The 13,354-nt window shown below is 68.4% G+C and carries 13 protein-coding genes and 1 pseudogene; 8 read left to right on the top strand and 6 right to left on the bottom strand.

The window, feature by feature from the left end; translation table 11 throughout:
• Both RTO53_RS16255 and RTO53_RS16250 read right to left on the bottom strand, forming a co-directional pair.
• On the bottom strand, positions 1-840 hold an 840-nt coding region (locus tag RTO53_RS16255; protein ID WP_312238773.1), incomplete at its 3' end, for an NAD(P) transhydrogenase subunit alpha.
• 114 nt (positions 841-954) lie between these two features.
• Complete coding sequence (locus RTO53_RS16250) at positions 955-3,270, bottom strand: DUF1631 domain-containing protein (RefSeq protein ID WP_312238772.1); 2,316 nt, start codon at positions 3,268-3,270, stop codon at positions 955-957.
• A 329-nt stretch (positions 3,271-3,599) separates the two neighbouring features.
• Here RTO53_RS16250 and RTO53_RS16245 point away from each other — a divergent pair, with 329 nt between their 5' ends.
• From RTO53_RS16245 to RTO53_RS16230, 4 genes are read left to right on the top strand one after another with little or no spacing between them, the layout of a single operon-like run.
• Complete coding sequence (locus RTO53_RS16245; protein ID WP_312238771.1) at positions 3,600-4,175, top strand: nitroreductase; 576 nt, start codon at positions 3,600-3,602, stop codon at positions 4,173-4,175.
• Between the two features lie 19 nt (positions 4,176-4,194).
• Positions 4,195-5,130, top strand: a complete 936-nt coding sequence (locus RTO53_RS16240) for a 5'-3' exonuclease H3TH domain-containing protein (RefSeq protein ID WP_312238774.1) — start codon at positions 4,195-4,197, stop codon at positions 5,128-5,130.
• Positions 5,127-5,678: an NUDIX hydrolase gene (locus RTO53_RS16235; RefSeq protein ID WP_312238770.1), complete on the top strand. Its 552-nt coding sequence runs from the start codon at positions 5,127-5,129 to the stop codon at positions 5,676-5,678. The genes RTO53_RS16240 and RTO53_RS16235 overlap by 4 nt, the downstream gene beginning before the upstream one ends.
• Complete coding sequence (locus RTO53_RS16230) at positions 5,671-6,480, top strand: N-formylglutamate amidohydrolase (protein WP_312238769.1); 810 nt, start codon at positions 5,671-5,673, stop codon at positions 6,478-6,480. Before RTO53_RS16235 ends, RTO53_RS16230 begins: the two co-directional genes overlap by 8 nt.
• 27 nt (positions 6,481-6,507) lie before the next feature.
• On the opposite strand, the gene RTO53_RS16225 is transcribed toward RTO53_RS16230, so the two are convergent.
• Together RTO53_RS16225 and RTO53_RS16220 are read right to left on the bottom strand one after the other, a co-directional pair.
• Entirely contained in the window at positions 6,508-7,173 is a 666-nt protein-coding gene (locus tag RTO53_RS16225) for a hypothetical protein (protein ID WP_312238768.1), read from the bottom strand.
• Positions 7,174-7,269: 96 nt separating this feature from the next.
• Positions 7,270-8,700 carry an MFS transporter gene (locus RTO53_RS16220; protein ID WP_312238767.1) on the bottom strand — a complete coding sequence of 477 codons (1,431 nt, stop codon included), beginning with the start codon at positions 8,698-8,700 and terminating at the stop codon, positions 7,270-7,272.
• Positions 8,701-8,807: 107 nt separating this feature from the next.
• On the opposite strand from RTO53_RS16220, the gene RTO53_RS16215 reads away from it, so the two are divergent.
• Positions 8,808-9,692, top strand: a complete 885-nt coding sequence (locus RTO53_RS16215; protein WP_312238766.1) for a LysR family transcriptional regulator — start codon at positions 8,808-8,810, stop codon at positions 9,690-9,692.
• A 154-nt stretch (positions 9,693-9,846) separates the two neighbouring features.
• Here the strand turns inward: RTO53_RS16215 and pip are convergent, their stop codons facing one another.
• Positions 9,847-10,791, bottom strand: a complete 945-nt coding sequence (gene pip / locus RTO53_RS16210) for a prolyl aminopeptidase (protein WP_312238765.1) — start codon at positions 10,789-10,791, stop codon at positions 9,847-9,849.
• A 159-nt stretch (positions 10,792-10,950) separates the two neighbouring features.
• Positions 10,951-11,799, bottom strand: coding sequence for a peptide chain release factor N(5)-glutamine methyltransferase (gene prmC / locus RTO53_RS16205; RefSeq protein ID WP_312238764.1), 849 nt, complete (start codon positions 11,797-11,799; stop codon positions 10,951-10,953).
• A gap of 140 nt (positions 11,800-11,939) precedes the next feature.
• On the opposite strand from prmC, the gene RTO53_RS16200 reads away from it, so the two are divergent.
• The 3 genes and pseudogenes from RTO53_RS16200 to RTO53_RS16190 form a co-directional block, all read left to right on the top strand.
• The gene (locus RTO53_RS16200) at positions 11,940-12,176 is read left to right on the top strand and encodes a hypothetical protein (RefSeq protein WP_312238763.1); all 237 of its coding nucleotides are present in this window, start codon (positions 11,940-11,942) and stop codon (positions 12,174-12,176) included.
• Between the two features lie 55 nt (positions 12,177-12,231).
• Positions 12,232-12,795 (top strand): alkyl hydroperoxide reductase subunit C, encoded by a 564-nt coding sequence (gene ahpC / locus RTO53_RS16195; protein ID WP_256774973.1) that lies wholly within the window; start codon positions 12,232-12,234, stop codon positions 12,793-12,795.
• A gap of 151 nt (positions 12,796-12,946) precedes the next feature.
• Positions 12,947-13,354, top strand: a pseudogene (locus RTO53_RS16190) (alkyl hydroperoxide reductase subunit F); the annotation flags it as partial.

Raw genomic sequence — 13,354 nt, 5'->3', positions numbered from 1 at the left:
CACGCTGCCCGGCTTCATGCCCTGCACCATCGCGGTGGTGACGATCTTCGGCGCAGGGCGCCCGGGCACCGCTGCGGTACAGATCACCACATCCACCAGGCGCAGGTGCTCGCCAAGGCGACGCTGCTGCTCGGCGCGTTCCTCCTCAGTCAGCGGCCGCGCATAACCGCCCTCACCGACCGCGCTCACGCCGAGGTCGAGGAATTTGCCGCCCAGCGATTCGATCTGCTCGCGGGTTTCCGGCCGCACATCGAAGCCCTCCACCTGGGCGCCCAGCCGACGCGCGGTGGCGATCGCCTGCAGCCCGGCCACGCCGGCGCCCACGACCAGCACCCGCGACGGACGGATGGTGCCGGCCGCGGTGGTCAGCATCGGGAAGAAGCGCGGTGCGCGCTGTGCGGCGATCAGTGTGGCCTTGTAACCGGCCATCCCGGCCTGCGAGCTGAGCACATCCATCGACTGGGCGCGGGTGGTGCGCGGCAGGCGCTCCAGCGGGAAAGCCTGCAGCCCACGCGACTGGATCAACCCGGCACGTTCGGCATCGGCCTGCGGGTGCAGCATGCCGACCAGGCTGGCGCCGGATTTGAGTTGGCCCAGCCGCGCGTTGTCCGGCGGCTGCACGCACAACACGATGTCGGCCAAGGCCAGGCGCGCGTCGTCGGCCAGCTGTGCGCCGACGTCCAGGTACGCCTGATCCGGAAAACCCGCGGCTTGTCCGGCAGCCGGCTCGAACCACACCGTCGCGCCCAGGGCGGCCAGCTTGCGCGCCGTTTCCGGCGTCATCGCCACGCGTCGCTCGCCCGGCGCGCGTTCCCGTACCACCAGCACATCGACAGCCATGCATGTCCCCGACGATCAGCAGAGTGTGGGGGGATCGTAACCCGATCGCGGGATGGACGCCTGCCGTCCGGGTCGCCGGCGAACCGCCGCCGGGCAGTGCCCGGCGCAATCCGCTCAATGCACCGTGGCGTTCTTGTTGTCCAGTCGATCGATCACGCCCTGCATGGCGCTGTCGAAGGCGCCATCGTCGATGTGCGCGCGCAGGCGGCCCAGTCGCACCATCACCGCCAGTTCTTCCGGCGAGGCGACGCAGAAGCGCACGCCACGACGATTGACGAACAGCAGCCGCGATGAAATCGGGCTCACCCAGGACAGCTTGCCGGCCTGCACCTTGCCGTCCTTGTCCACGAAGTCCAGCCACGTGCCGATCTCCAGGCCGCGGAAGCGGTCGGCATCGGCGTTGTCGAAATCGCTGACGTCCACCTTGCTGCCCAGTTCCACCGCAGCGGTTTCCTGCACCGGCGGGGTGGGCAAGGCCACCTGCGGCAGTTCGGGCAGCGCGCGCTCCAGCTCCGGGCGCGATTCGGCGATGCCCTGCAGGGTGTCGTGCAGCGCATCGATCGCGCCGGTGGCCGCGTCGGCATGTACGCCGACACTGGCGAACACCTTGCGCAGCGACGCGTGCCAGGCCTGCAGCCAGGGTTTGCCGACAATCTGCCGGCGCGCCTCGGCCACTTCTTCCAGCAAGCCGTCGGCCAGCGCCAGCGCTTCGCCGACCGATGCGCCGTCTTCGCCCTCGCGCAGCACGCTCAGGGTCAGGTGGTGCTGCCACGGCTGGCGCAGGAATTCGCCGATGGCCTGCGGCAGCGTCGCATCGGCGATGCGCCGGTCGAGCTCGGCAGCCGAGCGGCTGCGGGCCACCTCCAGCTTTTCCTGGCCGCGCTGGGTTTCGGCGGCGCGGCGCTCGGCGATCTCGATCCGGCGACGGTGCTGGGCCAGGAAATCGCGGAATTCTTCTTCCAGGGTCAGGAAGATCGCCAGGTTCTCGTTGAACTCGGCCACCAGCCGCTCGATGATCTCCTCGACCTTGCCCATCAGCACGCGCTCGGCCTGGCTTTCGCCGGTGTTGCCTTCGCAGGCCTCGGCCAGCGAGTTGAGCAGCTTGCGCGCCGGATGGGTCTTCTGCACGAACATGCGGCGGTCGAGCATGGCCACCTTGACGAACGGCACCACCAAGCGGCCGATCAGCTCGCGCGAGCGGCCCTCCAGGTCGCGCTCGTCCAGCATCACGTCGAACAGCATGCCGACCAGGTCGATCGCATCCTCGTCCTGCGGATCCAGGCGCGCCTGCGACGGATCCACGCCCAGGCGGGTGGCCCCGGACAGCACTTCGCTCTTCAGCCGCTGCGCCAGCGACTCACCATCTTCGCCGATCGCCGCGCGCAGGGTCGCGCTCGGGGTCGCCTGCAGCAGCGACAGCACCGACATCATTTCGCGCTGGCTGAGCGGACGCTGCTGGCCCACGGCAACGCTGGCCGCCGAGGTGGCGTCCTCGCGCACGTGGCGGGTCTGCTGCAGCAGTTCGTGCAGGGCTTCGAGCAGCATGCCCTGGTTGTTGCTCATGCCCTCGCCCGCAGCGCCCGGCGCAGGGCCGGCCTGCGAGGACTGCATGCGGCCACGGCTTTCGGCCCAGCGGTCGGCGAAGCGCTGCGCCCACGCAGGCGCCGCCGCATCGTCATTGCCATTGCCGGCCAGCGATTCGGCATCCAGCGCATCGACCAGTTCGTCCAGTTCATGGCGCGGCGCGGGCGCGCGCGCGGCAGGACGGCGCGGCGCCGACATCTGCGGCATCACCCCGGCGGCGGCGAGCTGCTCGTCCAGGGCTTCATAGCGCTTGCCGATCGTGGCGTGCAGGTCGCGCTCGCACAGCTTGATCAGCACCAACCGCACTTCCGGAGCCAGTTCACAGTCGGCGAAGGCCTCATGGATGGCCACGCCGATATGCTCGGGGCTGATCGGGTTGCTGTCGGGATTGATGTCCAGGCCCCCGGCGATCCAGCCCAGGCGGCGATCCAGCCGTCCCAGGACCGGCTTCCAGTCGCGCAGCAACACGGTGGCGAAGTTGCGCACCGCCAGCCGCGACTCCAGCACGTGTTCGGGCACCAGGCTCAGCCCGTCTTCGATCTGTCCGGCCAGGGTCGCCTCGGCCGACGCCGGCTGGCCGCGATCGAGCGCGTCCCACGCCTGGTCCAGGTGGCCACGGAACCCGCGCACGATGTCCTCCCGGCGGCGGCGCAGTTCGCGCATGCCGTCCAGGAATAGCAGCTGCGACGCGCCAGCGGTGCCGGCACGGTCGAACAACACGTCGTCGAAACGGGCCAGCACGGTCGCGAAGGACTCGGTCAGCGCGGGCAGTACTGCCTCGCGGGCCTGCTTCAACAGCGCCGGGTCACGACCCGGCTGCCCCAATGCATTGGGCGTGGCGATCATGCGAAAAGGCTCCCCACCCTCGCAGGCACAGAATGCAGCATGGAAACGATGGACACCGGTGCCCCCCAGGCACCTGCATCCGGATGGCAGGTCTGCCGACCGGTCAGGGACAATGAAACAGTCCGCACGTTGAACCTCATGACCGGGTGCCGGCAGGCCTTGTATCGTACGGCCAGCGTCGGCGGGAAGCGAGTACAGGCATGTGAAGGAGTGCCATTGATTAGGTGATGTTCATCACGCTTTGTCGCAAATCGATCGGAGAAGGCTGAAAGCCGCGTCACAAACTGCCGCGACTATACTGGGCGCACCGCCAATCTGATCGAGAAATCATGCCCGACTCCCCTGCGCTGCAAGCCCTGGACGCCCGCCGATCGGTACCCGCCCTGCAACTGGGCGCGCCCGGGCCGGATCCGGAGACGCTGCTGCGCATGCTGGCCTCGGCAGTGCGCGTGCCCGACCACGGCAAGATGGTGCCGTATCGTTTCCTGAAGATCGACGGCGACGCGCGTCACAGTCTGGGGGCGTTCCTGGCCGAGCGCAGCCGCGCCCGCGATCCGCAGGCGTCCGACGCCCAGGTCGAAAAAGACCGGATGCGCTTTTCGCATGCCCCGCTGATCATCACCGTGATCGCCCGGCCGCGGCCCAATCCCAAGGTGCCCGAGCAGGAGCAGCTGATGACCGTCGGTTGTGTGTGCTTCGCGCTGATGCAGGCCGCCCAGGCGCTGGGATTCGGCGCGCAGTGGCTGACCGCATGGATGGCCTTCGACCCGGCGGTGCAGGCCCACCTGGGCCTGGCCGAGGGCGAGCGCATCGCCGGCTTCATCCATATCGGCACCCCCAAACTGCTGCCGCCGGAGCGGGAACGCCCGGATCCGGCCACGCTCCTGCAGGACTGGGAGGGCTGAGGTGTCTGCGCCTTCCACCGTGGCCGTCGTTGCACGGCCACCGTTGTACCTGGTCGATGCCAGCCTCTACGTGTTCCGCGCCTGGCATTCGATGCCGGACGAGTTCCAGGACCAGCAGGGCTGGCCGACCAACGCGGTGCACGGTTTCGCGCGTTTCCTGCTGGATCTGCTCGAACGCGAGCGGCCGCAGCATATTGCCATCGCCTTCGACGAGGCACTCGACAGCTGCTTCCGCCACCGCCTGTACACCGCCTACAAGGCCAACCGTGACCCGGCGCCGGATGCCCTGCGCCGTCAGTTCGCGCACTGCAAGGCGCTGTGCGCCGCGCTCGGCCTGGCCGTGCTGGGCCACCACGAATACGAGGCCGACGACCTGATCGGCAGCGCGCTGCATGCGCGCCGCGACGCCGGCATGCGCGGGGTGATCATCTCCGCCGACAAGGACCTGTCGCAACTGCTGTTCGAACATGACGAACAGTGGGATTACGCACGCAACCAGCGCTGGGGCATGGCCGGGGTCAAGGCCCGCCACGGCGTGCACGCGCACCAGATCGCCGATTACCTGGCGCTGTGCGGCGATGCGGTGGACAACATCCCCGGCGTGACCGGCGTCGGCGCCAAGTCGGCCGCCGTACTGCTGGCCCATTTCGGCAGCATGGACACCCTGTACGAGCGGCTGGACGAAGTGCCGTTCCTGCGCCTGCGTGGCGCGGCGCAGATGGCCGTGCGCCTGCGCGAGCAGCGCGAGCACGCGCTGCTGTGGCGCCAGCTGACCACCATCGCGCTGGACGCCCCGCTCGACTGCGCCGACGCTGATTTCCGCCGCGGCAGCGCCGACCCGCAGATGCTGCAGGGCCTGTGCGATGCACTGCGGTTCGGCCCGCTGACCCGGCGCCGGTTGTTCAGCGCCGCCGGGCTACCCGATTCTCCTTCCGTTGCCAGCGAGTTCGCATGAGCCACAACACGCAAGAACCCAGGGTCGTCTACGAAGGCAAGTACCAGCGCATGGTCGTGCGCGGCACGTGGGAATACAGCGAGCGCACCCATGCCGGTGGCCTGGCTGCGATCATCATCGCCGTCACCCCGGAGGACAACGTGCTGTTCGTCGAGCAGTTCCGCGTCCCGCTGCAGGCCAACACCATCGAGATGCCGGCCGGGCTGGTCGGCGACATCGATGCCGCGGAATCGATCGAAGTCTCGGCGGTGCGCGAGCTGGAGGAAGAGACCGGCTGGACCGCCGCGCACGCCGAAGTGCTGATGATCGGCCCGACCTCCTCCGGCGCCAGCAGCGAGAAGATCGCCTTCGTGCGCGCCACCGGCCTGCGCAAGATCGGCGACGGCGGCGGCGATGCCAGCGAGGACATCACCGTGCACGAAGTGCCGCGCGCCCGCGCCGCCGCATGGCTGGTGGAGAAGATCGGTGAGGGCTACGAACTGGATGCCAAGCTGTGGGCCGGGCTGTGGATGATCGAACATCACCTGGACGGCACCCCGCGTGGCTGATGCATCTCCCCATCAGACGGTCCCGGACGCATTGCTGGGGCCATCGGATCCGCCACCGTTCACCGTGCATCAGCCGCAGGGACGCTCGCCGTTCGTGCTCATCGCCGACCACGCCGGGCAGCGGGTACCGGCCGCGCTGGCCGACCTCGGCCTGGCGCAGGCCGAGCGCGACCGGCACATCGGCTGGGACATCGGCATTGCCGGGGTCACCGTCGCGCTGGCGCGCCTGCTCGATGCATGGGCAATCACCCAGACCTACTCACGGCTGGTGATTGACTGCAACCGGCCGCTGGCATCGCCCACGCTGATGCCGGCGATCAGCGACTACACGGTCGTTCCCGGCAACCAGTCGCTGTCACCGCTGCAGCGGCAGCAGCGCATCGACGCGATCCACGCGCCCTACCATGCCCGCATCGATGCCGAGCTGGACGCCCGGCATGCGCAGGCCCGACCAACGCTGCTGCTGATGATGCACAGCTTCACCCCGGTGATGAACGACGCCGCGCGGCCCTGGCACGTCGGCGTGCTGTACCACCGCGACACGCGATGTGCGCACGCCCTGCTGCAGGCGCTGCGCGATGAAGGTGACCTGGTGGTCGGCGACAACCAGCCTTACGCAGTGAGCAGCACCAGCGACTACGCCGTACCGGTGCATGGCGAAGGCCGCGGGCTGGTGCACGTGGAGCTGGAGATCCGCCAGGACCTGATCGCAGACGCCGCCGGCCAGCACGCCTGGGCGCAACGGCTGGCGCGGATCTTCACCGCGCTGCAGCCGCAGCTGGAAGCATTCGCGCGCGGGTAACGCCGGGCGTGGGCCGGCACCGCCAGATCACGCCACCGCAGGTGCCGCCATCCACGGAAACGCGCGGAAACCGCGAATGTCCAGATCGATACCGACCGCCTGGAAGTCGGCGACAAGGGCGGCGGCACGGGTGCGTTGCAGATCGCGCCCCAGGTCCAGCGGCAGCGCACGGCACAGCGGCAGCGCCTGGCCCAACGGGACATCCAGCACGCCAGCGACAAGACGGGCAGCGTCCTTGATCGCCGATTCCGGGCACTGCAGCAGTACGACGTCGAACGCGGCGAAGATGCCACGCCCCACGCCCAGCGCACGCGCGGCCTGCTGCTCTTCCAACGGCGCCTCGTCCAACGCCTGGTCGATGCCCTCCACCTGCGCGAAGGCGTCGTACTCGCTGTAATACGCCAGCGCATGCGCATACGCGTCCAGCGTGGACAGCGGCCGCTGGCGCTTCTGCACCTCCAGCACATCGGCGAACGTGGCCGCTTCCAGATACGGGGTCAGGCCATGCGCGGCGACGAACGCCTGCACGGCGGGATCGTCATCGTCAGCGTCATGGGCGGGCAACCAGAACATCGCCTCCCGCTCGTCGCCGTCCGTTGCGTAGACCCAGCCATACCGGTCCCACACCTCACGATCGTTGCTGCAGGCCGCGATGGCCTCAAGGGCCTGGCACAAGGTAAGCAGTTCAGCCATCGAAGTCAGTGCCGCACCGGAAACCCCCATGGTAGAGCCGACCGTTGGTCGGCTGCACGCGGTCCTTCGGCGCGATCCACGCCGTGCACGATCCCCCTATCCCTCGCCCGCGCACACCGCCGCCTGCGCGACCGCATCGTCCTGCGGCCGCAACCACAGCGCCACGCCCACGCCGAGCAGCGCAAACAGCGCCGCGCCGTACTGCGCGTTGACCAGCCCCTGCAGCGCTTCGACGCTGGTGCCCGCCGCGTGCTCGCCGCGTCCGGCATTGGCCAGCATCACCAGCACCGCCAGTCCCAGTGCACCGCCGATCTGCTGCGCGGTGGCGGCCATGCCCGACGCCACGCCCTGCTGCGCCGCCGGCACGCCCTGCCCGGCCACGATCCACATCGCCGTCCAGGTCATGCCCTGGCCGATGCTCAGCACCACGATGCCAGGCAGCAGGGCCCAATACGTGGCGCCAAACGGCATGGCCACCGCCACCGCGGCGATGCCGATGGCACCGGCGGCCATGCCCAGCGCCAGCACCTGCCGCGGCGAGCGCCGCAGGAGCATGCGTTCGGTGATCTTGATACCGAAGGTGCACACCAGCGTCGGCGGCAGGAACGCCAGCCCGGCCTGCAGCGCGCTCCAGCCGTAGCCATCCTGGAAGTACAGCGCCAGGAAGTAGTACTGCACGCCGAAGCTGCTCATGAACACCATCGTCAGCAGCATCGCCGCACGCAGGCTGCGCAGGCGCAGCAGCGCGAACTGCATCAGGGGGTCGCGGCTGCGCTGCTCGATCTGCACGAACGCGGCCAGCAGTCCCGCCGACAGCACCAGACAGGCCAGCGTGCGCGGCGCCAGCCAGCCCCATTCCGGCCCCTGCACCAGCGTGGTCACCAGCAGGCTGCCGCCGAGGGTGACGGTCAGGCAGCCGGCCAGGTCGAACGATCGGCCCGCCTGCCGCGCCGGATCGCGCGGCAGCCACCAGCCGCCCAGCACCGCGCAGGCACCGGCAAACGGCACGATCACCAGCAGCACCGAAGACCAGCCGAAACTCTGGGTGAGCACGCCGCCCAGCAGCGTGCCCAGCGCCAGCCCGCCGGCACTGGCCATCGACCAGATCGCCAGCGCGCGGTTGCGTGGGGTGCCTTCGGCGTAGAGCGTGTTGATCAACGACAGCGTGGCCGGGAACAGCAGCGCCGCGCCGACGCCCTGCACCGCGCGCGCGGCGATCAACAGCCAGGCGCTGTTGCTGACCCCCCCGACCAGCGAGGCCAGCGCGAACAACGCCATGCCCAGTCGATACACCCGTCGGCGCCCGAGCAGATCGGCCGCGCGACCGCCCAGCAGCAGGCAGCCGCCGAAGGCCACCGTGTAGCCACTGACGATCCATTGCAGCTGCTGCGCGTTGATCTGCAGCTGCACGCCCATCTCATGCAGGGCGACGAAAATGATGGTGGCGTCCAGCGCGATGATCAGCTGGGCCATGGCCAGCAGGGTCAGTGCCAGGCGGGGTGGGAACGCGTGCGGGGAGGGGGTCATGCTGGTCGGTGCGAGGGGGAGGCGGGCAGTCTCATTGATGACGTCAAACAAATAAACCCGGATAATTCGATTTCTGTCATGCATTTTCGCATCAATCGGACACCGCCATGGATCTCAACGCCGTGCGCATGCTGGTGCAGGTCGCCGAGGCCCGCAGTTTCACCGTGGCCGCCGGCCAGTTGGGCATCAGCCAATCCGGGCTGTCGCGCGCGGTCGGCCGCCTGGAAGCCGAACTCGGCGTGCGCCTGCTCCATCGCACTACCCGCAACGTCAGCCTGACCCCGGACGGGCGCCAGTTCGTCGACCACTGCACGCCGCTGCTGTGCGGACTGGAAGACGCCGAACGCCGCCTGGCCGATCGTCCCTGCACGCCCTCGGGCGTATTGAAGCTGACCGCGCCGTCCATGTTCGGGCGCAAGGTGCTGGTGCCGCTGGCGGGGCAGCTGATGGCCGCGCATCCGCAGCTGCAGTTCGAGCTGGTGCTCAACGACCGGCTGGTCGACCTGGTCGAGGAAGGTTTCGATGCGGCGCTGCGCACCGGGCCGATCAGCGATGTGCGCATGGTGGCGCGACCGTTGCGGCCGTTGCACTGGGTCACGGTGGCCTCGCCGGACTACATCGCCCGGCACGGCGCGCCGACCACGGTCGATGCACTGCACGAGCACGTGTGCCTGGCGGTGCGCAACCTGCGCAGCGGGCGGCTGGTGGACTGGCAGTTCCGCGAAGGGGATGGGCTGCGCGAATTCACGCCCCCGGCGCGGATGGTGTTCGACAGCGGCGACCCCTTGGTGGAAGGCGCGTTGGCCGGTGTCGGCATCGTGCAGGTGATGGATTTCGCGGTGGCCGACGCGCTCGGCGACGGCCGCCTGCAGCGCGTGCTGCAGCCGTTCGAAGGCCGCAGCCGCGCGTTGTCGCTGGTGTACCCGCCGTCGCGGCAGGCCTCGCCGAAGTTGAAGGTGCTCGCCGAAGCGTTGCTGGCAGGCCACTGGTAGCCAGCCACCCAGCCCCGGCAGTGCCGGCCGCTGGCCGGCTCCACGCAATTTCTGGCATGCACCCAAGGGGCACCGCTGTGCCCGATCGGCGCGCAGGCGGCCAGCGGCCGGCAACAAAGCAGCCGGCCAACGGCCGGCATTACCCGTGGGTTGATTACCCGGCGAAGCGATCCGTCGCGCGCACCAGTGCGTCCACGTTTTCCGCCTCGAACGCGGAGTGGCCCGACGCCGGACTGATCTCCAGTGTCGACTTCGGCCACGCCTTGTGCAGTTCCCACGCGCTCTGCAGCGGGCACACCACGTCATAGCGGCCGTGCACGATCACCCCGGGAATGTCGGCGATGCGGTGCGCGTCGCGCAGCAGCTGTTCTTCCACCTCGAAGAAACCGCCGTTGACGAAGTAATGGTTCTCGATGCGCGCGAACGCGAGTGCGAACTGCGGGTCCTGGTGGCTGTTGACGAAATCGTCGTCCACATGCAGGAAGCTGGTCGCGCCTTCCCACACGCTCCAGGCTTTGGCCGCGTCCAGCCGGGTCGCTTCGTCATCGCTGGTCAGGCGGCGGTGGAAGGCCGAGATCAGGTCGTGGCGCTCCACCGCCGGGATCGGCTTGAGATAGTGCTCCCATGCATCGGGGAACAGCCGGTTGGCGCCTTCTTGGTAGAACCACTCCAGCTCCCAGCGACGCAGCATGAAGATGCCGCGCAGCACCAGCTCGGTCACGCGCCCGGGGTGGGTCTGCGCATAGGCCAACGCCAGGGTCGAGCCCCAGCTGCCGCCGAACACCTGCCAGCGCTCCACCTTGAGGTGTTCGCGCAGCGTTTCGATATCGGCCACCAGGTCCCAGGTGGTGTTGTCGACCAGGTCGGCATGCGGGGTGGAACGTCCGGCGCCACGCTGGTCGAACAGGATGATCCGGTACTTGGCCGGGTCATGGAACTGGCGCATCTTGTCGCTGCAACCACCACCCGGGCCGCCGTGCAGCATCACCACCGGCTTGCCATCGGGATTGCCGCACTGCTCGAAGTACAGCGTGTGGCGGTCATCGACCTTCAGGGTGCCGACGTCGTAGGGGGTGATGGCGGGATACAGCGTACGCATGACAGGAACTCCATGTGGAATGACAGTCGCCGCGTCACCGGTGCGCCAAGCGCACGGCCGGTCCTGCGGCAGCCACCACCGGTCGACATCGCATCACACTGCACGGCCGTCCGGTGGACAGGTCATTCTAGCCTCGGGCCACGCCGGGGCCGCGCTGCACTACGCGGGCAGACAGCCCAGGCTCACCCGGTCGCGCTGTTCCAGGTCACGCTCGGTGGCAACCGACTGGAACCCGGCCTGCAGCAGCAGCGCGCGGATCGCCGGACCCTGGTCCCAGCCGTGTTCGACCAGCAGCCAACCACCCGGCCGCAGGTGCGCCGTGGCGCCGTCGACGATCAACCGGATGTCGTCCAGCCCGTCGGGGCCGGCGGCCAGCGCAGTGGCCGGCTCGAAACGCAGGTCGCCCTGCTGCAGGTGTGGATCGTCGCTGGCGATGTAAGGCGGGTTGCTGGCGATCAGGTCCAGGCGCATGCCCGCCAGCGGAGCGAACCACGAGCCCTCGCGGAAACGGACGTTACCTACCGCATTGCGCACCGCATTCGCGCGGGCCACGGCCAACGCCGCCGCACTGGAATCGGTGGCGATCACCTGCGCCAGCGGCCGCTCGCTGGCCAACGCCAGCGCGATGGCGCCACTGCCGGTGCCCAGGTCGGCCACGGCCAGCGGCACGTCCAACGGCAGCCGGGCCAGCGCCAGCTCGACCAGCAGCTCGGTTTCCGGGCGCGGGATCAGCGTGGCCGGGGTCACTGCAAGGTCGAGCGTCCAGAAGCCGCGACTGCCGACCAGGTAAGCCACCGGCTCGCCCGCCACCCGACGCGCCAGCAGCGCCGCGAAGGCGTCCGCATCGGCCTCGGCCACCGCATCGGTGGCATGGGCGAACAACCAACTGCGCTCACGCCGCAGCACATGCAGGAGCAGCAGCTCGGCCTCATGCCGCCCTTCCACCCCCGGCAGGGCGGCGGCGGCATCGGCGAGCAACTGGCGAACGTCACGCGGGGCGGCGGTCATGGCAGGGCGATCAGCAAACAGGGCGCGAAGTGTAGTCCACCCCACCCGGTCGGATCCGGCCATGCGGTGGCTGCGACGCACCGTGGGGTCGAATCCATTGATTGAATGGATGCCGATACCAATATTGATGAGGCGTACTGATGGCGAACCTGCGCCGCGAGACCGATCGCGACGCCAACAGCCGCGGTTTCGTTCAGCCAGACGCCGATGTGGATAAACAACGGCTATGGCGGCAATCGACGGCTGATTCCCCAAAACACCTGCGCCGCAAGGGATCTGCCCCGCCGACCGCGCTGCGTTCATCCCCGGATCATCGATTTTTGATAGCCTGGGACTATCGTATAGATGCAATCAATGGATTGTCCTTATGGGAGTGAAGCCGCTAACCTGTGTTGGTCGCTTCACCCACCCCCTTCACCAAGAGGAACAACGATGTCGCTCATCAATACCAAGATCCTGCCGTTTGAAGCCAACGCCTACCAGAACGGCGAATTCATCAAGGTTTCCGACAGCACCCTGAAGGGCCAGTGGTCGGTCCTGATCTTCATGCCGGCCGCGTTCACCTTCAACTGCCCGACCGAGATCGAAGACGCTGCCGACCATTACGCCGAGTTCCAGAAGGCCGGTGCCGAGGTCTACATCGTCACCACCGACACACACTTCTCGCACAAGGTGTGGCACGAAACCTCGCCGGCCGTCGGCAAGGCCCAGTTCCCGCTGGTCGGCGACCCGACCCACCAGCTGACCAACGCCTTCGGCGTGCACATTCCGGAAGAAGGCCTGGCCCTGCGCGGCACCTTCATCATCAACCCGGAAGGCGTGATCAAGACCCTGGAGATCCACTCCAACGAGATCGCCCGTGACGTGTCCGAAACCCTGCGCAAGCTGAAGGCTGCCCAGTTCACCGCCGCCAACCCGAACCAGGTGTGCCCGGCCAAGTGGAAGGAAGGCGAGAAGACCCTGACCCCGTCGCTCGACCTGGTCGGCAAGATCTAAGCCGCTTCTCATCCCCATTCCCGTTTCGACGGGAGTGGGGGTGAACCCAAGCCGGTGCCACCGCGCCCGCTTCGGTTCACCCCCATGTCGCGCAGATGCACCCGCGGGGTTCGTCGACGCTGTTCCCTTGCCTGAATCAAGGAGTTTTTCGATGTTGGATGCCAACCTCCAGTCCCAGCTGAAGACCTATCTGGAACGTGTCACCCGTCCGATCCAGATCACGGCGCACGTGGATGACGGCGCCAAGTCGCAGGAGATGCTCGAGCTGCTGAACACGCTGACCACGCTGTCGGCGCAGATCACCCTGGACGTGCGTCGCGACAGCAGCGAGCGCACGCCCTCCTTCGCGCTGACCACGCCCGGCCAGGACATCCACCTGGTGTTTGCGGGCCTGCCGATGGGCCATGAGTTCACCTCGCTGGTGCTGGCCCTGCTGCAGGTCGGCGGCCACCCGTCCAAGGCCACGGCCGAGCTGATCGAGCAGGTGCGCAACCTGGAAGGCGAGTACCGCTTCGAAACCTACTTCTCGCTGTCCTGCCAGAACTGCCCGGACGTGGTC

This window comes from Stenotrophomonas sp., from assembly GCF_031995405.1.
GTDB lineage: Bacteria > Pseudomonadota > Gammaproteobacteria > Xanthomonadales > Xanthomonadaceae > Stenotrophomonas.
Note: the sequence above shows the minus strand (reverse complement) of the source record. Positions and strands in the feature narration are given on the sequence as shown.

What these genes read in the sequence shown, in the direction of transcription:
- RTO53_RS16250 (WP_312238772.1), bottom strand. Translation starts at nt 3,270, where the DNA reads ATGATCGCCACGCCCAATGCATTGGGGCAGCCGGGTCGTGACCCGGCG.
- RTO53_RS16245 (WP_312238771.1), top strand. Translation starts at nt 3,600, where the DNA reads ATGCCCGACTCCCCTGCGCTGCAAGCCCTGGACGCCCGCCGATCGGTA.
- RTO53_RS16235 (WP_312238770.1), top strand. Translation starts at nt 5,127, where the DNA reads ATGAGCCACAACACGCAAGAACCCAGGGTCGTCTACGAAGGCAAGTAC.
- RTO53_RS16225 (WP_312238768.1), bottom strand. Translation starts at nt 7,173, where the DNA reads ATGGCTGAACTGCTTACCTTGTGCCAGGCCCTTGAGGCCATCGCGGCC.
- RTO53_RS16220 (WP_312238767.1), bottom strand. Translation starts at nt 8,700, where the DNA reads ATGACCCCCTCCCCGCACGCGTTCCCACCCCGCCTGGCACTGACCCTG.
- RTO53_RS16215 (WP_312238766.1), top strand. Translation starts at nt 8,808, where the DNA reads ATGGATCTCAACGCCGTGCGCATGCTGGTGCAGGTCGCCGAGGCCCGC.
- pip (WP_312238765.1), bottom strand. Translation starts at nt 10,791, where the DNA reads ATGCGTACGCTGTATCCCGCCATCACCCCCTACGACGTCGGCACCCTG.
- prmC (WP_312238764.1), bottom strand. Translation starts at nt 11,799, where the DNA reads ATGACCGCCGCCCCGCGTGACGTTCGCCAGTTGCTCGCCGATGCCGCC.
- RTO53_RS16200 (WP_312238763.1), top strand. Translation starts at nt 11,940, where the DNA reads ATGGCGAACCTGCGCCGCGAGACCGATCGCGACGCCAACAGCCGCGGT.
- ahpC (WP_256774973.1), top strand. Translation starts at nt 12,232, where the DNA reads ATGTCGCTCATCAATACCAAGATCCTGCCGTTTGAAGCCAACGCCTAC.